The sequence below is a fragment of the Pseudarthrobacter sp. NamE2 genome, from assembly GCF_005796205.1.
GTDB lineage: Bacteria > Actinomycetota > Actinomycetes > Actinomycetales > Micrococcaceae > Arthrobacter.
In genome coordinates this window covers 108,487-125,272 of record NZ_VAHN01000009.1, presented here as the reverse complement: position 1 = coordinate 125,272, position 16,786 = coordinate 108,487, and the positions used below count along the sequence as shown (strand labels likewise).

The 16,786-nt window shown below is 66.3% G+C and carries 20 protein-coding genes and 1 pseudogene; 13 read left to right on the top strand and 8 right to left on the bottom strand.

Annotated features, from left to right (window positions below):
- Positions 1-197 precede the first annotated feature (197 nt).
- The gene (locus FDW83_RS12275) at positions 198-743 is read left to right on the top strand and encodes a GNAT family N-acetyltransferase (protein ID WP_138138365.1); all 546 of its coding nucleotides are present in this window, start codon (positions 198-200) and stop codon (positions 741-743) included.
- On the opposite strand, the gene FDW83_RS12270 is transcribed toward FDW83_RS12275, so the two are convergent.
- On the bottom strand, positions 740-1,336 hold the full coding sequence (locus FDW83_RS12270) for a DUF1992 domain-containing protein (RefSeq protein ID WP_138138364.1): 597 nt from the start codon (positions 1,334-1,336) through the stop codon (positions 740-742). The two genes, FDW83_RS12275 and FDW83_RS12270, sit on opposite strands and share 4 nt — an antisense overlap.
- A gap of 122 nt (positions 1,337-1,458) precedes the next feature.
- On the opposite strand from FDW83_RS12270, the pseudogene FDW83_RS19530 reads away from it, so the two are divergent.
- Positions 1,459-1,974, top strand: a pseudogene (locus FDW83_RS19530) (beta-galactosidase); the annotation flags it as partial.
- Between the two features lie 507 nt (positions 1,975-2,481).
- On the opposite strand, the gene FDW83_RS12260 reads toward FDW83_RS19530, so the two are convergent.
- Together FDW83_RS12260 and FDW83_RS12255 are read right to left on the bottom strand one after the other, a co-directional pair.
- Complete coding sequence (locus FDW83_RS12260; RefSeq protein WP_138138363.1) at positions 2,482-2,979, bottom strand: SRPBCC domain-containing protein; 498 nt, start codon at positions 2,977-2,979, stop codon at positions 2,482-2,484.
- A gap of 12 nt (positions 2,980-2,991) precedes the next feature.
- Positions 2,992-3,324 (bottom strand): helix-turn-helix transcriptional regulator, encoded by a 333-nt coding sequence (locus tag FDW83_RS12255; RefSeq protein WP_138138362.1) that lies wholly within the window; start codon positions 3,322-3,324, stop codon positions 2,992-2,994.
- Positions 3,325-3,423: 99 nt separating this feature from the next.
- On the opposite strand from FDW83_RS12255, the gene FDW83_RS12250 reads away from it, so the two are divergent.
- Positions 3,424-4,173, top strand: a complete 750-nt coding sequence (locus FDW83_RS12250) for a Type 1 glutamine amidotransferase-like domain-containing protein (RefSeq protein ID WP_138138432.1) — start codon at positions 3,424-3,426, stop codon at positions 4,171-4,173.
- A 14-nt stretch (positions 4,174-4,187) separates the two neighbouring features.
- Here the strand turns inward: FDW83_RS12250 and FDW83_RS12245 are convergent, their stop codons facing one another.
- Positions 4,188-4,919 (bottom strand): GAF and ANTAR domain-containing protein, encoded by a 732-nt coding sequence (locus tag FDW83_RS12245; protein ID WP_138138361.1) that lies wholly within the window; start codon positions 4,917-4,919, stop codon positions 4,188-4,190.
- A 113-nt stretch (positions 4,920-5,032) separates the two neighbouring features.
- Here FDW83_RS12245 and FDW83_RS12240 point away from each other — a divergent pair, with 113 nt between their 5' ends.
- From FDW83_RS12240 to FDW83_RS12205, 8 genes are all read left to right on the top strand, one after another.
- Positions 5,033-5,794 (top strand): GAF and ANTAR domain-containing protein, encoded by a 762-nt coding sequence (locus FDW83_RS12240; RefSeq protein WP_370281261.1) that lies wholly within the window; start codon positions 5,033-5,035, stop codon positions 5,792-5,794.
- 285 nt (positions 5,795-6,079) lie between these two features.
- Positions 6,080-6,259: a hypothetical protein gene (locus tag FDW83_RS12235; RefSeq protein WP_138138360.1), complete on the top strand. Its 180-nt coding sequence runs from the start codon at positions 6,080-6,082 to the stop codon at positions 6,257-6,259.
- Between the two features lie 188 nt (positions 6,260-6,447).
- The gene (locus FDW83_RS12230; protein ID WP_138138359.1) at positions 6,448-6,645 is read left to right on the top strand and encodes a hypothetical protein; all 198 of its coding nucleotides are present in this window, start codon (positions 6,448-6,450) and stop codon (positions 6,643-6,645) included.
- A gap of 122 nt (positions 6,646-6,767) precedes the next feature.
- On the top strand, positions 6,768-7,712 hold the full coding sequence (locus FDW83_RS12225) for a M48 family metallopeptidase (protein ID WP_138138358.1): 945 nt from the start codon (positions 6,768-6,770) through the stop codon (positions 7,710-7,712).
- 76 nt (positions 7,713-7,788) lie between these two features.
- Entirely contained in the window at positions 7,789-8,634 is an 846-nt protein-coding gene (locus tag FDW83_RS12220; RefSeq protein WP_240720971.1) for a CPBP family intramembrane metalloprotease, read from the top strand.
- 14 nt (positions 8,635-8,648) lie between these two features.
- Positions 8,649-8,975 (top strand): hypothetical protein, encoded by a 327-nt coding sequence (locus tag FDW83_RS12215; protein ID WP_138138357.1) that lies wholly within the window; start codon positions 8,649-8,651, stop codon positions 8,973-8,975.
- A 98-nt stretch (positions 8,976-9,073) separates the two neighbouring features.
- Positions 9,074-11,161 (top strand): penicillin acylase family protein, encoded by a 2,088-nt coding sequence (locus FDW83_RS12210; RefSeq protein WP_138138356.1) that lies wholly within the window; start codon positions 9,074-9,076, stop codon positions 11,159-11,161.
- A complete protein-coding gene (locus FDW83_RS12205; RefSeq protein WP_138138355.1) occupies positions 11,158-11,751 on the top strand; it encodes a GNAT family N-acetyltransferase in 594 nt (197 codons plus the stop codon). The genes FDW83_RS12210 and FDW83_RS12205 overlap by 4 nt, the downstream gene beginning before the upstream one ends.
- Before the next feature lie 7 nt (positions 11,752-11,758).
- On the opposite strand, the gene FDW83_RS12200 is transcribed toward FDW83_RS12205, so the two are convergent.
- The 3 genes from FDW83_RS12200 to FDW83_RS12190 all read right to left on the bottom strand — a co-directional run bounded on the left by FDW83_RS12200 (position 11,759) and on the right by FDW83_RS12190 (position 13,978).
- Positions 11,759-11,938 carry a hypothetical protein gene (locus FDW83_RS12200; RefSeq protein WP_138138354.1) on the bottom strand — a complete coding sequence of 60 codons (180 nt, stop codon included), beginning with the start codon at positions 11,936-11,938 and terminating at the stop codon, positions 11,759-11,761.
- Between the two features lie 38 nt (positions 11,939-11,976).
- On the bottom strand, positions 11,977-12,744 hold the full coding sequence (locus tag FDW83_RS12195; protein ID WP_138138353.1) for a hypothetical protein: 768 nt from the start codon (positions 12,742-12,744) through the stop codon (positions 11,977-11,979).
- A gap of 193 nt (positions 12,745-12,937) precedes the next feature.
- A complete protein-coding gene (locus FDW83_RS12190; RefSeq protein WP_138138352.1) occupies positions 12,938-13,978 on the bottom strand; it encodes an NAD(P)-dependent alcohol dehydrogenase in 1,041 nt (346 codons plus the stop codon).
- Positions 13,979-14,131: 153 nt separating this feature from the next.
- On the opposite strand from FDW83_RS12190, the gene FDW83_RS12185 reads away from it, so the two are divergent.
- Positions 14,132-15,016 carry a helix-turn-helix transcriptional regulator gene (locus FDW83_RS12185; RefSeq protein WP_138138351.1) on the top strand — a complete coding sequence of 295 codons (885 nt, stop codon included), beginning with the start codon at positions 14,132-14,134 and terminating at the stop codon, positions 15,014-15,016.
- A 9-nt stretch (positions 15,017-15,025) separates the two neighbouring features.
- Here FDW83_RS12185 and FDW83_RS12180 read toward each other — a convergent pair whose 3' ends face one another.
- Positions 15,026-16,168, bottom strand: coding sequence for a sorbosone dehydrogenase family protein (locus FDW83_RS12180; RefSeq protein WP_171027548.1), 1,143 nt, complete (start codon positions 16,166-16,168; stop codon positions 15,026-15,028).
- 195 nt (positions 16,169-16,363) lie between these two features.
- On the opposite strand from FDW83_RS12180, the gene FDW83_RS12175 reads away from it, so the two are divergent.
- Positions 16,364-16,786 carry a universal stress protein gene (locus FDW83_RS12175; RefSeq protein ID WP_138138350.1) on the top strand — a complete coding sequence of 141 codons (423 nt, stop codon included), beginning with the start codon at positions 16,364-16,366 and terminating at the stop codon, positions 16,784-16,786.

The following is a 16,786-nucleotide window of genomic DNA, read 5'->3' as shown; positions in this document are numbered from 1 at the left end:
ACCATCAGACGCCACGCGCACAGCAGCCAGAACCCTCAGGGCATCAGCGATGGTTGGGGCGGCATGAGACAGTACACCATGGTGCCCTGCCTCCACTACTGCGACCCCAAACAACACCTCCATGAACAAAGTCTTCCAGCACCCTCCGACAATTCCCGCCACCCAAAAGTCCTAGGTGGAAAACGGCCTCTGCCACAATGAACGGTGTGAAAAGCCTCGAAACCGAGCGGTTGATCCTCCGGCAATGGGAGCCGGAGGACGCCGGGTTTGTGCTGGACCTGTACTCCCGCTGGGAAGTCCAGCGGTTCATTGGAAATTCTCCGCAGGTCATGGCGGACGTGGCTCAGGCAGAGGAACGGATCCGGACTTGGCGAGCCATGGATCACCCCGTCGACGGCATCTGGGCGGTCGAGCTCAAGGACCGAAAGGTCCTGGCCGGAACGCTGCTCCTGAAAGGCATCCCCGCGTCAGGCCCGCCGCCCCTGCAGCCGTCGGGAGATACGGAAATCGGCTGGCATTTCCACCCCGACTTCTGGGGCCACGGCTACGCCAGCGGAGCTGGCCGGGCGGTCCTTGACTACGCTTTCGCAAGCGGCCTGCCCAAGGTGGTGGCGGTGACAGCCCCGGCCAACACCGCCTCCCAGAAGGTGTGCATCCGGATCGGTCTGCGGCATCAGGGCCAGACCGCACGCTACTACAGCATGCTCTGCGAGCTCTTCGAACTCACAGGGGCGGCAGCCTAGCCCGTCCCCTTCCACAGCCGCTGCCAGAACGTCCGGCGTTCCTCCGGCTCCGCCGGCGCCTCCTGGACCGTGCGGGACGCACGCCGTAGGCGCCAGCGCTCCACTTCCTTATCCACGTCGCGGGTCTTGGTGATTACGGGCGGGCCGCCCTGCAGCTGCCGGCGGGCGTCGATGACGCGCCGGTTGAAGTCCTGAAGCAGCTCGCGGACCTGCTGCTCCGTGTACTGCTCGTCGAGCTTGGAGTCGAGTTCGGCGTCCTCGGTCCGCAACAGGATGGCAGGCGGGCCCAGGCCGCTGACGTTCTCGCGCTGGAGCAAACCCTTGACCCACCAGTCCGGGTCGTAGGATTCGCCCAGCCCCGGGATCGGCTTGCCGGCGTACTTGAGGTTGTCGAACTTGCCCTGCGCCATGGCATCCCGGACCAAATACTCCGCCCTCGCTGCATCGCCCACCTTGCGGCGCTTCTCCCGCTCCTTCTCGTCAAGGGCGTCGAGGGCGGCTTCTTCCTGGGCACTGATACCCGCCCCGCGATGGGACCGAAGCTCGGCGGCGTGCTCCAACCGCTTTCGGAGCTCTTCCGATCCGCTGCCCATTCGTGCCACCGCCTTCCAGGTTCCGCTGCCTTCTTCAAGTATTTCGAAGCCTTTTGGATGCTTCAACGCGTCACTGAGCAGCTCCTCAGAAAACGTTTCCTGAGTATGGAATACTCGGCCCTATGCCCAACCCCGCAAGCCCTTCGCCTGCCGCCCTGCGTGTCGTCCACAAACCCTGGGAATCACCCCTGATCTTCCCGGACATGAGCAACACGACGGACCGCCACGAAAGGTTCCGCGTCACCAGACACTACATGGAGGTGGACGGGAAACCTGCAATTCCCGTGTCGGGCGAACTGCACTACAGCCGGGTTCCGCGCGCCAAGTGGGAAGAGCGGCTGCGCCTGATAAAGGCCGGCGGCATCATGGTGGTGGCCACCTACACCTTCTGGATCCACCATGAGCGCACGGAGGGCAAGGTCAGTTTCGACGACGGCCTGGACGTTGCAGCGTTCGTCCGCCTGCGTGCCGAGGTGGGGCTGGACGTGGTCCTGCGCGTCGGGCCGTGGTGCCACGGCGAGGTCCGCAACGGCGGTTTTCCGGACTGGGTCCAGCAGGCTCCGGTCCAGCACCGCACTAACGATCCCGCGTACCTGGAACTCGTGAAGCGCTGGTTCGGCTACCTGGGCGAGGAACTGGCCGGACTCCTGGGCCCGGGCAGCAACGTCGTCGGCATCCAGCTGGAAAACGAGCTGTACGACCAGCCGGACCACATCACTGAGCTCAAGAAGATCGCCCGCAACGCCGGCCTGACCGCACCCGTCTGGGCAGCCACGGCCTGGGGCGGCGCAGAACTTCCCGACGGCGACGTCCTGCCGCTGTTCGGCGGCTACGGCGACGGCTTCTCAACGAATTCGCACAGGAATACCGCCTGGACCTTCCGGACGATGCCGGCTCTGCAGCCCACGCGGAGCTGGAGATCCACTGGGCGGGCGACGTGGCGCGGCTCCTGGTGGACGGCACCGTGGTGGCGGACCGGTTTTGGAACGGCTCCCTTTGGGTCCTCGACCTTACAGACCTCAACATCCGGCGCAGTGAGGTGGCCCTGCAGATCCTCCCGCTGTCTAAACAGGCGAAGGTGGGACTGCCGGCCGAGGCGCAGCGGCGCAGGGACGCTGCCGCCGGGGACCTTCGTACGCGTTCCGTCATGCGTTGGCGTGCTCGGCGAGGATGCTGTCGATCTGTCCGACGGCCTCCTTGAGGCCCTCTTCCATGCCCATCTGCACCATCTGCTCCAGCTGTTCCTCCGACTCAAACGTGGACAGGATGGTCATCCGCGTCCTCTCCCCCACGGGTTCGAGGGTGACCGTGGCATGGCTGGTGCCGAACTCGCCCGTGGGGTTGCCGTCGCTGTCGGCGAAGCCGTCGTTGAACTCGAGCTGGCGCGGCGCCTCGATGCTGGTGAACTCCCACCAGCCGTGCGCCTTGTCCCCCTCCGGACCGGTCATGTAGTAGCTGGCCTTACCGCCCGGCACGAATTCATGCTTGTAGAAGGTTGCCGGGTAGGTGGGCGGTCCCCACCAGCGCTCCAGCTGCCGCGGATCCTCGAAGAGCTGCCAGACGCGTTCCGCGCCGGCGTCGAACTCGGCAACCAGGGTAAGGCTCAGGGCCTCGAAGTTCTTATCCGTACTGATGACTGTCATGGCAATGCCTTCCTAACCTTCAGCGAGAATGTCGGCCATCCGGGCGGCGCGCTGCCGCCAGATCTGTTCATATTCGTCGAGCAGCCGCAGGGCTTTCTGCAGACCTTCATGGTTACCCCGCACAATCTGCTCCCTTCCGCGCTTCTCCTTGGTGACCAGGGAAGCACGCTCCAACACCGCAACATGCTTCTGGACTGCGGCGAAACTCATGGCATAGAGCGCCGCGAGGCCGGAAACGGAGTACTCCCCGACCGTCACGCGCCGGACAATGTCCCGTCGCGTGGTGTCGGCGAACGCCTGGAACAGGCGGTCCAGTTCGGTTTCGCGGAGCTGATCTACAACCATTTGGTTGTACAATATGCCCGTCCTGCAGTGGTGTCAACGGTTTCAACCCCCTTTTCGCCTTGCAGGACGTCGGGCAACGGGGACGGTAGGTTGAAGCCCATGAGCATCTTCCTCGCCGGCGCCGGCCCGGACCCCTTGGCCTTTCCCGACGTTTTCGACCGGTTCGCCCGGGAGGTATCAGCGAAGGTTGGCCGGGCGCGGCGCGCCCGCGTCGCCGTCGTAGTCCACGACCGGGCCGGAAATCCTGCAGCCCGCCTCCCCGAGTATTTGGACCCGCTCCAGGCCAGGCTTTCGTTCGAACCGGTTGAGGTGCTGCTGGGCCTGAACGGTGCCGCCGTTCCGGCAATGTTCGACGGCGTGGACGGCGTGGTGGTGGGAGGTGGCCTTACACCCGCCTACATGGCGGGCATTGACGCCGCGGCGGCAGCAGTTAATCAAGTGGTGGCGGACGGCGCTCCCTACCTCGGCTTTTCCGCCGGGGCGATGGTGGCGCCGGGACGGGCGCTGGTTGGCGGATACCGGGTAAACTGCCGGGATGTGTGCGGCGAGGAATGCTCCGAAGGGCTGGATGCGCTGGACATCCGCCCCGGCCTTGGTCTGGCCCCCTTCGCTGTGGACGTGCATGCGGCGCAGGCAGGAACACTGGGGCGCGCGGCCGGTGCTGTTGCGGCCGGGTTGGTGGAGAGGGCTGTTGCCATTGACGAGGACACGGCCCTCGTCCTCCCTGCTGCGGGTGCAGGGGATTATGAAGTGATCGGAGCCGGGCACTGCTGGGATATCCGGACACCCGGCGGGGCCTCCGGCACTGTTTCAGGGTCCGCCGTCGTCACCATGCGCGCGGCGGGTTAGTTCCCGAGCGCTGCCTAGTCGAAGTGCGTTTCCACGCGGTCGCCGGACAGTTGCTCGATGAGGTCCTTGGCAACGTCGCGCAGTTTGCGGTTGCGGTTGCTGGAAACCCTGGTGAGGATCTCCATCGCCTCGGCCTGGGTGCAGCGGTTCTGCGCCATGATGACGCCGCACGCCAGATTGATGGCAGTCCTGCTTTCCAGGGCCGCTTCCAAGTCTTCCGCCCGGTTCTGGGCAGCGTTGATCCGCACGGAAAGATGCATTGTATTGTGGGCGGCTACCGCGAAACCAACAGCTTTCTCGTATACGTCCGGCGTGAACGCGCCCGGCTTCGCGGCGAAGAAGTTGAGCGCAGCCCGGGCGTCACCGTGCACCTCCAATGGCACGCCCAAGGAACTGTAGACGCCCGCATCCGCAAATCTGCGTGTCAACTCCGGCCATCTGGAGTCAATGGTGACGTCATCGATCATCACCGGAGTCATCTCCCGCAGCGCCTTGATGCAGGGGCCATCGCCCACGGCTTGCTCCAGGCGGTCCAACTCCATCGCCCGCTCGCTGCTGCCTGCAGCGGTGGCTGGTTTGCGGTGCAGCTTGAGAGTGACCGCGCACTCGATGTGGTCATTGGCGGCAGCCGAGACGGCCGCCGCGGCCATGCCTGAGAGTCCGGCGAGGAATTCCACCACGTTTCCGGCGCCGACCAGGATTTCCTGCAACTGCTGGACGGACTCGTTATTGGCAGTACTGGACATGGGGCAATCTTACTGTCCCGCGCAACAGCCGTCCTTGGAGTGCACGGCTGTATCAGAAACCGCCGCACCGGCGTACTGTCGAGGGTGGGAGATTTCGGACGGAGGCGATATCGGTGGAGGACCACCGGATCTCAGCGGAAGGCCATGCCGACCCATCGGCGGACACCAACCTGACACTGCAGGAAATGGTCCTGGAAAGCCGAGACATCAGGGACTTCCTTGTGGAACTGGCCGTCCTGGCGGCCTCCCGGCTGTCCGTTCCCGGTAACACCATCCATGCGGGCGTCACGGTGCTCCGGCGCAAACGGGCGGAGGCAGTTGCCGCCAGCGACGCTCCTGCCCGCGCACTGGATGAGATGCAGAACGGGTTTGGAGACGGACCCTGCCTCACCGCGTTGCGGACCCGGAGCACGGTGCTGGTTCCGGACCTTACCGCCGAGCGCCGCTGGGGCCCCTATGTCCAGGCCGCGGCGGGACAGGGCGTGTCCTCCATCCTCGCCGTCCCGCTGGATTTGGCCGGTGACGCCGAAGCGGTCCTCAATCTCTATTCCGGGCGGAGCAACGGCTTTTCGGGCGAGGACATCGCCACGGCGGAAGGATTCGCCGGACAGGCCGCAAGTTCGCTGCGGCTGGCGGTCCGCATCACGCAACTGAGCGAGGTTCGGGACGACCTTGCCGCGGCAATGCAGTCGCGCACGGTCATTGACATGGCGGTGGGTGCCATCATGGCCCAAAACCGATGCACGCGGGACACCGCAGTCAACATCCTCACAAGGGCTTCAAACGTCAGGAACATCAAACTGCGGGACGTGGCGGCGGCCGTGATCATGAATATTTCAGGCGAGACGGATATTGCTACCCACTTCGACGAATGACTCCCGGGTCAGACACCCGCCAGCCGTGTCACCACCCTCTTTGGTCGGTACACCCAGTTGGGTGGGGACGTGATGAGATTCACTTGCAACAAAGGGCAATTTGGTTGAGAGCGCCCTTTCGGTTTCGGCACCATGGAAGGACAGGGCAGGAGCTTCTCCGGCCCCGACCATCCTGGTGACGCAAAGAGGCCCACCGGTGCGCCCTTCCGGCGTCCGCGGCCTCAGCGCACAGCAGGCCGACTTCCCGGCTGCAAGGGCCGGACCGATGCAAGGAAGTACTGAACAATGACGTTTGAAGCTGCCAACACCGTCACCCACAAAATCTGGGACCGCTCCGACGTGCACACCACGCTGGACACGCTCGTCGAGGACCTCGCCGTCCGCCACAACACCTCCAAGAGCAATATCGCCGTGACCTGCAGCGGCCCCAACACCTTCACCCTGAGCTTGGGCTCCGGCGCCTAGCCAGCGCCAACGGCCCGCCGAGTACCGGTGGGCTTGCTCACACCTCCCCTGACCGGTTGCCATTTTGTTGGCCGCCATGCACCATGGAGATATGGGAATGCGCTTTCCCAATGTAGCTTGTCCTCACCGACGAGGGCAGCGGCCGGACAGCATCAGGCCGCCAGACCGCAAGAAATGGAAGTTGAATAATGACGTTCGATGCCACTGATTCCGTAACCCTCAAAATCTGGGACAAGGGTGTGCTCCACCACACGCTGGACTCCGCGATCAGCGACCTGTCCGCCCGGCACAACACCACCACATGCCGGATCGCGGTCACCTGCAGCGGCCCCAACACGTTCACGTTGAGCGTCCGCGGCGAGGACCGCGCCCTGGCGACCGCCTAAGCGGCAACCACCTTGGAAGGAAGCGGACGACGGCGGGACCTCCCGTCGTCGTCCGCTTTCTTTAATTCCTGGAGGGTTTTCAGGCCATGGTGCCCACCGCGGTCCGCCTGCATACTGGACGGGTGACGGTTCGCAGATGGCGGGGGTCCGGGAAGCAACGGGGACCCCGCGAGGTCTGGTCCGACTGGACAGCCGCAGACGAGGCCGGAGACACGGGCACCGCAACGGCCCTGGCAGCTGAAATGCTGCACGTTGCGCCGGGCTCCTTTTACGCCTGGTACCACGCGGCACTTCTTTCCAAGGCCCTGGGCAGGTGGGCCGAGAGCCTGGAACGCAATGCACGGGCCGTCGAGCTTTTCACGCCCGCCGAAGCCGAGGATTTCGACGGCGTCAATCCCGCTGCCTGGAACCTCGGCATTGCCGCAACTGCCTTGGGCGACTGGGCCACGGCCAGGCGGGCATGGGAGGCGTACGGCATCCAGGGGATGGGCAGCGGGTTGGAAGCGATCGACGTGGACTTTGGTTTGGCGCCGGTCCGGCTGAATCCGGACCAGCCCAGCCTTCCCCACCAGGTGCTGCCATCCGCTGGAACAACGGAGGTGGTCTGGTGTTGGCGCAGGAGCCCGGCCCATGCCGTCATCGCCAACGTTCCACTGCCGGAATCCGGGCACCGGTTCCGGGACGTCCTCCTGCACGACGGCGAGCCGAAAGGGTTCCGCAAACTCGGCGGACAGGACGTGGCAGTGTTCGACCAGCTGGAACGCCTTGAGGATTCGGGCGTGCCCACCTGGCAGGCACAGGTAACGGGAGCGACGCCGGACGACCTCCGGGAGCTGTCCGCCCTGCTCGAGGAGCGGGGACTGGGTGTTGATGACTGGTCCGCCATGCGGATGCTGTGCGCCGAATGCTCCCGCGGCACCCCCGATGCCGCCCATAACCATGCCCCGGCACCTTCCGGTGTGAACCGGTTGGGGCTGGCGGGCCCGGAGTCCGAGCTGGACCGGGGACTTAACGACTGGCTGGCCCCGCGGCCGGCCGTGCACCTCGACCTGGCGCTGCTCTGGTGAGAGCCTCGTGCCGCTACCGGGCGGCAAGTAGACTTTGGAGCAACCACCGGAAGCGCCACCACAGCATAGGGACGTGATGAGGCAGCAATCCCAGGCGCAAGCCGACCTGCAAGGAGCGGGAACGGGGAAACCCGCCCGCACAACACTGGCCGTTGTCCCGGCGGCCCTTGTCTCGGCGTCGGGCTTTCTTCTCTTTGCCTGGGAGGACCGGTTCTCCGGTTTCCTCCTCCTTGCCGCCGCGCTGGTGCTCGCTGGCTTTGTCAGCCGCAAGCTCCTGATCGACCTGGCCCTGATCGGGGTGGGGCTGACCGCCATGAGCCTGGTCCCCATCACCACGGACATCAGCACCGAGCACATGGCCGTGATGGGGACGGCGATGATCCTTGCCGTCGGCATTCCCTACGCCGTGTCCCGGTTCATCACGAAGGACCACGCCATCCGCTTCCCCGTCAGGACGGGGAAGCCATGGACCCGGGCCGAGAAGTGGTACCTCCCGGCGGTGCTGGTGATCGGATATGCCCTGATGCCGGTGTACATGATCCGTACCGGCGTTTACAACAACTGGCCGGCGGTCAGCGACTTCGACGGCATCGCCCGGCTCTTCCTGGGGACGAACGTGCTGGGGATCTGGGACGAGCTGTTCTTCATCTGCACCACGTTTACGCTGCTCCGCCGGCACCTCCCGGACTGGCAGGCCAACCTGCTACAGGCGGTCCTGTTCACGTCCTTCCTCTGGGAGCTCGGTTTCCATGCCTGGGCGCCCTACTTCATTTTCCCGTTCGCCCTGCTGCAGGCCCGGCTGTTCACGGTGACCAAATCGCTGTCCTACATCGTCAGCGTCCACCTGCTCTTCGACTTCGTGCTGTTCCTGGTGCTGATCCACGCCCACAACCGGGAGTGGATCGACATCTTCCTGTACTGACGGCAGGAGGTGCCATGGCTACTGCTGGCGCCTGGGAGCGGCTGAGTGTTCTTTCAGCATGGCGGGAGACGAGGTACTTCGACGAACAGGAGCAGGCCGCCCTGGCGCTGGCGGAGTATGTCACGGGCATCAGTGACTCGCATGCCAACACAGGGCTGTACGAGTCCGCCGCGGAAGGGCTGACTCCGGGCCAAATGTCGGCTGTATCGTGGATGGCCATGTCCATCAACACCTCCAACCGTGTAGCCATCGGCAGCTCCTACAAGGTGGCTCCCCCGGGCACCGCTAGAAACCGCGCCACCAAAACCCGCGCCGCTGTCCGGCACATCTTTGTGTCATGAACGTTTTGGGGATGCCGGAACTGAGCCCGTACGCTTACTTAGGTTTACCTAAGAAGAAGGGCTGACCGTGCATCCCGTTCCCCCGGAAAATCCGCTCCGTGCCCGCTGAGACGTTCCGCGACCCCTGGGGCATTCCCCACCTGCGCGCGGACTCGGTTCACGAACTGGCGTTCCTGCAGGGGCACAACGCCGCGTCCGACAGGTCCTGGCAGATCGAGATGGAGCGCTGGCGGTCCGAGGGCAGGACTGCCGGGCAGCTCGGTCGCGAAGGGCTGCTGTGGGACCGGTTTGCCCGGCAGGCCCGCATCGACGACACCGCGCAGCGTTGCTTCGACAACCTGGACGCAGAAACGCAGCAGTGGGTCTCCGCCTACGTGGACGGCGTCAATGCCGCTTTGGCTGATGGCCGCCGCGGCGCGCAGGAGTTCCGGGACACGGACACGGAGCCCGCCGCCTGGCAGCCGTGGACACCACTGGGCGTCTTCCTGGTCAACCACATCCTCTTCAGCACCTTCCCGAACAAGCTGTGGCGGGACCACGTGGCCCACACGCTGGGCCCCGAGGCTGTGGAGCTCTTCAGCATCGAAGCCCCGGTGTGGTCCGGAAGCAACGCCTGGGCGGTGGCGGGGAGCTTGACCAGCACTGGGCGGCCGCTGGTTGCCGGCGATCCGCACCGGCTCCTGGAGCTCCCCGGCGTCTACCAGCAGGTGCGGCTCGCCTGCCCCGAGTTCGACGTCGTCGGGCTGGCTTTTCCCGGTGTCCCCGGCTTGCCGCACTTCGGCCACGCGGGTGACGCGGCGTGGGCCGTCACCAACGCCATGGCGGACTACCAGGACCTCTATCGCGAGCAGCTGCAGCGCGACGGCTCCACGCTCCAGGCGCTCGGCCCGAACGGCTGGGAACCCGTGCTTGCCGAGCATGACGATGAGATCCTGGTGCGCGGGGCCGGCCCGGAGCGGGTGCCCGTCATAGAGACCGCCCGCGGACCGGTCGTCACCAGCGGGTACGACGGCGGCACGCTGAGTCTGCGGACGCCCTCGCGGGTGAGCGGGCGGCTGGGTTTCGAGGCCCTCCTGCCGCTGCTGCGCAGCCGGACGGCAGCCGATGTGCAGGCGGCATTCAGCGCCTGGGTGGAGCCCGTCAACTGCGTCCTGGCCGCCGATTCAGCGGGTGATGTCCGGCAGCTGGTGGCAGGCGCCGTGCCTGACCGGAACACGGAGAACCGGGTCCGGCCGGTGCCGGCGGAGTCGCCCGGGCATCAGTGGACTGGCGGCTGGGTTAAGCTGCCGGCCGGGTTCGTGAAGACGATGGCCGTGAACGCCAACGACCGGGATTCCGGCGGCGGCGACCTGACCGGCCTGGAATTTGCGCCTGCCCACAGGGCCAACAGGATCCGGCACCTGCTCGAGGAAGCCGGAAGCGGCCTGGACGCTGACGCCATGCAGCGCATACACATGGACAGCAGCCTTGGACCCTGGCCGGCGTTCCGGGCGGTTCTGGAAGGCTGTGGAAACCAGGAGCGTTCCCTGTCCGCGGCAGCCCTGGACCTCCGGAACAGCCTGCTCGCCTGGGACGGGGACATGGCCGCGGACAGTGCCAAGGCGGGTGCTTTCAGCGCCTGGCGCTCGGCTTTTGTCCAGGCCCTGGCCACGGCTCCGCTGCTGGCCCCGCTGGCGCGTCCTGCCGGCCACTCCCCGTTGTTCAGTCCGTGGCTGAACCCCGTGTCCCGGGTGGGTTCCGCGCTGGACACCATCGTGGCCAAGGGTGATAAGGCAGGCCTTGATGTGGCAGCCGCCGCAGCCGAGGCGCTGGAGGTGGCGGCAGCGTCGCCGTCGTCCGATTCCTGGGGTAACTCGCACACCGTCCTGCCGCTGCACGCCCTCGCCGATTATCCGCAGACCGGTGCCGCCGTGCCGGCCGTTCCGCGCACGGCACTGTCCGGGGACACCAACTGCGTGCTGTCCACCGAAAGCCTGCCGGGCATCACGGACGCGTCCTTTCGGGGGCCGGTTGCCCGCTACGTGTGGGACCTGTCCGACCGGTCGAAGAGCCGCTGGATTGTGCCGTTCGGAGCATCCGGCGACCCCGGCGACCAGGACTTCCTCAGCCAGCTGCCGCTGTGGGCAGCGGGCGAACTCCTCCCCGTCGTCACCGACTGGGACCGGCTGACCAAGGAGAACCCATGACCGCCACCTACTCGACCAATGCCCGGGAGGCCGTGTACCAGGATGAGCTGGAAGGCCTGGGCATGCTCCGGCTGCTGCGCCTGTTACCGCAAGAGGACGCCGACCTCATCCACGGCTGGGTGAAGGAGGAACGCGCCCGGTTTTGGGGCATGATCGGCTGGAGCCGGGACGAGGTCCGCGACGTCTACGCCTTCCTGGACAGCCTGGACACCCACCACGGATACCTGATGACCGTGGCCGGGCAGCCGACGGGTATCTTCCAGACCTACGAGCCGCTGCACGATCCGCTGGGCGAGGTGTACCCGGCGCGGGCGGAGGACACCGGCATGCACCTGCTCCTGGCCCCGGCCGCCCGCCCGGTACCCAACTTCACGGGCACTGTGCTGGCCGGCCTGGTCCGGTTCCTGCTGTCCGACCCGGCCAAGGACCGGGTGGTGGCCGAACCGGATGCCCGGAACAGCAAGGCAATCGGCCGCTTCCTGCGGTTCGGCTTCGAACCCGGCCCGAAGGTGCAGCTTCCCGAGAAGGAGGCCCAGTTGGTCTTCCTGGACCGGGAAAAGTTCGGGTTGCGGGCGGCGGAGCAGGGCTGAGGCAGCCCTACTCCTCGCCGTTGTCCTGCGCTTCGAGGTATTTCGCCATCGCCTCGCAGGCCTGCTTCCAGCGTGCGTTCAACGCGTGCCGGCTGAGCGGTGCGAACATGCCGTCCAGCACCTTTTCCACTGCGTCATAGGCGGCGTCCCGGGCTCTTTCCTGCGCCGCCGGGGTGTAGTAGTTCATGACAGGAATTCGTTGCGGTTCTGCGGCCGGATGGGGTCCTAGCCTGCGGGCCGGAGCGAGGTAATCATCCGCCGGATGTCCTGGTACTCGGTGGTGTCCATGTACTTCCGGGCCTGTTCCAGGTAGGGCAGTCCTTCGGCGCCCGGAGTCCTGTTGTTGTCCGGGTTGTAGAAGGCGCCGAACATGGCAGCGGTGGGCGGCCACGTGAAGAAGTGGAAGATGGGGCAGGCGGTCTCCCCCTCGGGCGCGGGGACTGAAGTGATGCCGTAGGCGGCCGCCGGGGTGTCAGCCGGGCCGGGAGCCGTGGCGTTGCCGCGGGTTTCAAAGACAAAGCGCGGAACGTCGCCGTTCTGTGCCAGGGCCGGCAGCTGCTGCGATTCAAACTCCATGTACGGGTACTTCTCGGTGCAGGTTGAGCCCGTGGCCATGTTGGTCCGCAGGGTGGCCAGCGGCCTTCCCGCCTCGTTGGTGACCTCCGCGAAGGCGCCGCCGCCCTCGGGCAGCTCCCCGGCCGGATCCCGCACCTTCCACGCGGCGGGAAGGTCGAACGCCAGCTGTCCGTCCGCCGTCGTAAAGGTCTTCAGCGAGCCCTTCGGTGACGTGGGCGAGGGTTCCGCGGTCGCCGCGGCCGTGGGCGGGGCCGACGGCGGAGCTTTCACCGGCGTCGTGGGCGGCACACTGATGAGGGTCGGCGTGCCGGATACTGTCGCCGTCGAGATCGGCGGCGACGGCTGCGGGCCGCCGCATCCACCAGCAACCACGGCGACCAAAACCATTGCGGGAACCAGCCCGCGGGACCTTTCCATCACATCCTCCGGTACGAAAAATGGGGTACGAAAAACTTGTCCTTCAATTGTGGGAAACACCTGGCCGCGTGGAACCTGAAGTGCCTCGATTGGCGCTGAACCGTTGCGGCGCATAACAAAAGGACTTTGCGGTTAAAGCACGACGGCGGGCAGCCACCTTCCGGTGGCTGCCCGCCGTTGCGCGGTTCCCGGGTTAGAGGGTGGCGGTGTCGATCACGAAGCGGTAGCGGACGTCCGATGCCAGGACACGTTCGTATGCATCATTGATCTTCTCGGCCGGGATCACCTCGATCTCGGCTCCGATGCCGTGCCCGGCGCAGAAGTCCAGCATTTCCTGCGTTTCGGGGATGCCGCCGATCATGGAGCCTGCGAACGAGCGGCGGCCGCCGATCAGCGCGAAGGCGTTGACGGGCAGCGGCTCGGCGGGGGCACCGACGTTGACCAGGGCGCCGTCGACGGTCAGCAGCTGCAGGTGAGAGCTGATGTCGATCGAGGCGCTCACCGTGTTAATGATCAGGTCGAAGTGCCCGGCGAGCTGCTCGAAGGTGCCCGGGTCGCTGGTGGCGTAGTAGCTGGTGGCACCCAGGCGCAGCCCGTCCTCCTGCTTCTTCAGGGACTGGGACAGGACGGTCACCTCGGCGCCCATGGCAGCGGCGAGCTTGACTGCCATGTGGCCCAGCCCGCCGAGGCCGATGACGGCCACCTTCTTGCCGGCACCGGCACCCCAGCGGCGCAGCGGGGAATAGGTGGTGATGCCGGCGCACAGCAGCGGCGCGGCGACGTCGAGCTCGAGGCCCTCCGGGATGCTGAGCACGAAGTGCTCGGTGACCACAACGTGGGTGGAGTAGCCACCCTGGGTGATGGTGCCGTCGCGGTCAACCGCACCGTAGGTGCCCACCATGCCCTTGACGCAGTACTGCTCGTCGCCCTTCAGGCAGTTGGCGCACTCGCGGCAGGAGTTGACCATGCAGCCGACGCCCACGCGGTCGCCCACCTTGTGCTTTGTCACCTCGGAGCCAACCTCGGTGACGATGCCGGCGATCTCGTGGCCGGGCACCAGCGGGTACTGCTGCGGGCCCCAGTCGCCGCGGACAGTGTGGATGTCCGAGTGGCAGATGCCGGCGTACTTGATCTCGATCAGGACATCGTGCGGGCCCACTTCGCGGCGCTCGATGGTGGTGGAGACGAGGTCCTCGGTTGCTGACGGGGATGCATAAGCCTTGACGGTGGTCATGGTTCTCCTGTGGATCTCTTTGGGGGTCACTAGAAATGCTACCGGGAGGTAAACCCCGCAAAACCGGCGTTCATGCCGCTAGCGGTGGCCCTGTTGTAACTGGTTCTGGCAGTACCACCCTTGGCTTCTGCGATCCGTCGTAACGTTTTTCCTATGGATAACCGAGCCGAGATACGGCAGTTCCTCTCCACCCGCCGCGGCCGCATCACACCGGAGCAGGCCGGGCTGGAGCCGTACGGCGGCCGGCGCCGGGTGCCCGGGCTGCGCCGTGAAGAGGTGGCCCGGCTGGCCGGCGTCAGCGTTGACTACTACACGCGGCTGGAACGCGGGAACCTTTCCGGTGTTTCGGACAGCGTACTGGACGCTATCGCGCGGGCGCTGGAGCTGGACCGCGCGGAGCATGACCACCTCTACGACCTGGCGCGGGCAGCCAACACCTCCGGCAGGAAGCGGACGGCAACTCCCGCCGCCACACGTGTACGCCCCGAGCTCCAGTACCTCCTGGACACTATTACCGGCGCGCCCGCCTTCATCGGGAACAACCGGATGGACATTGTGGCCGCCAACACCCTGGGCTACGCCCTGTATTCGGACATGTACCGCGGACCGGCCCGCCCGGCCAACCATTCGCGTTTCATCTTCCTGGATCCCCGCGCGCACAACTTCTACACAGAGTGGGAACGCGCCGCGAACACCAACGTGGCCATCCTCCGCCGTGAGGCTGGCCGCAACCCCCACGACAAGGGCATCGCCGAACTCATCGGCGAGCTGTCGATGCGCAGTGACGATTTCCGGACCCTCTGGGCGGCGCACAACGTCCGGCGGCACTACGCGGGGACCAAGGTCTTCCGCCACCCGGTGGTGGGGCTCCTCGAGCTGAATTACCAGGTCCTGGGGCTGGAGGAGGACCCTGGCCATTCCCTGACGGTTTTTCCGCCGACCCCCGGCAGCCCCACCGAGGAATCGCTCAAGCTCCTCGCGTCCTGGGCTGCCACCGAGAACATCGTGGAGCTGGCCCTGGCGGGCACGCGGGGCTAAACCACGGGCCTATCCCAGGGGGACCTCGAGGATCCGGTCGTCGCCTGGCTCGGGGTCGCCGCGGCCGTCCGTGTTGTTGGTCAGGAACCACAGCCTGCCGTCCGGTGACACTGTTACATCCCGGATGCGGCCGTACTCCCGGTTGTAGTGCTCGGTGGATGTTGAGGGATCGGACACCGGGACGGACCGCAGTACCTGCCCGCGCAGGTTGGCGATGAACAGCGTGCCGCCGGCATGGGCCATGCCGCTGGGACTTGCTCCGCCCGGCTGCCACTGCTGCACGGGATCCACGAACCCTTCCCGGCCCGAAATCCCTTCCACCGTGGGCCAGCCGTAGTTGGCGCCGGCTTCAATGATGTTGAGCTCGTCCCACGTGTTCTGGCCGAACTCGGTGGCGAACATGGTGCCGTCGTCCGCCCAGGCCAGGCCCTGCGGGTTGCGGTGCCCGTAGCTGTAGACAAGCGATCCCGGGAACGGGTTGTCGGCGGGCACTTCACCGTCGGGAGTCATGCGCAGGATCTTGCCCGCCAGCGATTCCCGGTCCTGCGCACTGTCGCGCCGGCTTGCGTCCCCGGCCGTCACGTACAGCATGCCGTCGGGACCAAAGGCGATCCGGCCGCCGTCGTGGATACTCGCTGACGGGATGCGGTCAAGGAGGGTTTCCGGGTCTCCCAGCGACAGGGAACCCTGGGCGCCGGCGACGGAATAGCGTTGGACGCGGTTGCCGTCCTGCCCGGTGGAATAGACGTAGAGGTCCCCGTCTGTGCCTGCCGCCAGGCCCAGGAGCCCGGATTCCCCGCGGGCTGCCACACCTTGTACTGTGCCGATGGACCGGGAGGAGCCGTCCGGGGCGAGCTCAAGGATCTGCCCGCTGTTCCGCTCGCTCACCAGCGGAACCCCGTCGCGGAAGACCACGGACCACGGCGCGTCCAGGTCCGCCGCGACTTGCCGGGGCGTTCCGGCGATGGTGGCTGCAACGGTCGGCGATGGTTCAGCGGCAGGAGCGGACGTTGCCGGGGCTGACGCAGTGGGCGCCGGCTGCGTTGCGGAAGGGGAGCCGCTGGACGAGGGTTCGGGGGCCGGGTCGGCGGTGCAGCCCGCCAGCAGGATTGTTGCCCCGATGGCAGCTGCTGCAAGAACCGGTCCACGCACGTGTTTCCCCCTCCATTGCCGTCCTTCGAATCATCTTCCCGCACTTTCAAGCCACGTTATCGTCCGGTGTTGAGACGACGGCGGGACCTCCCGCCGTCGCCCGCTCCCTCTAAAGCGGCGCGTGGTCCGGGACCTGGACCCCAAACTTTCCTAGACTGGCGGGTGGACGCTAAGCCAAGACGGAAGGATTGCAGGATGAGCGGAGTAGTTGTCGTAGGCGTGGACGCCAGCGCATCAGCCCGGAAAGCCGCGGAAGTTGCCCTCGGCCTGGCGGAGTCGCTGGGCGCCTCGCTGCACGTGGTGACGGCCTTCGAGGCCGAGAATGCCGAGACTTTCGGCGTGGGCTCGGACCAGGTGACGGTCTACAGCGCGGACAGCGCCCAGCATGTCGCCGAGTCACTGGCAGCGTCGAAGCCGAATGTGGAAGTCACGCACTTCGCCGCCCGCGGCAAGCCGGCCGACTCCCTGATCAAGGAAGCCATCCGCCTGGATGCCCGGCTGATCGTGGTGGGGAACCGCAGGATGCGCGGCATCGGCCGGCTCCTGGGCAGCGTTGCCAACAGCGTGGCGCATAACGCCCCCTGCGACGTCTACATCGCCAACACCTACGACGAGTAG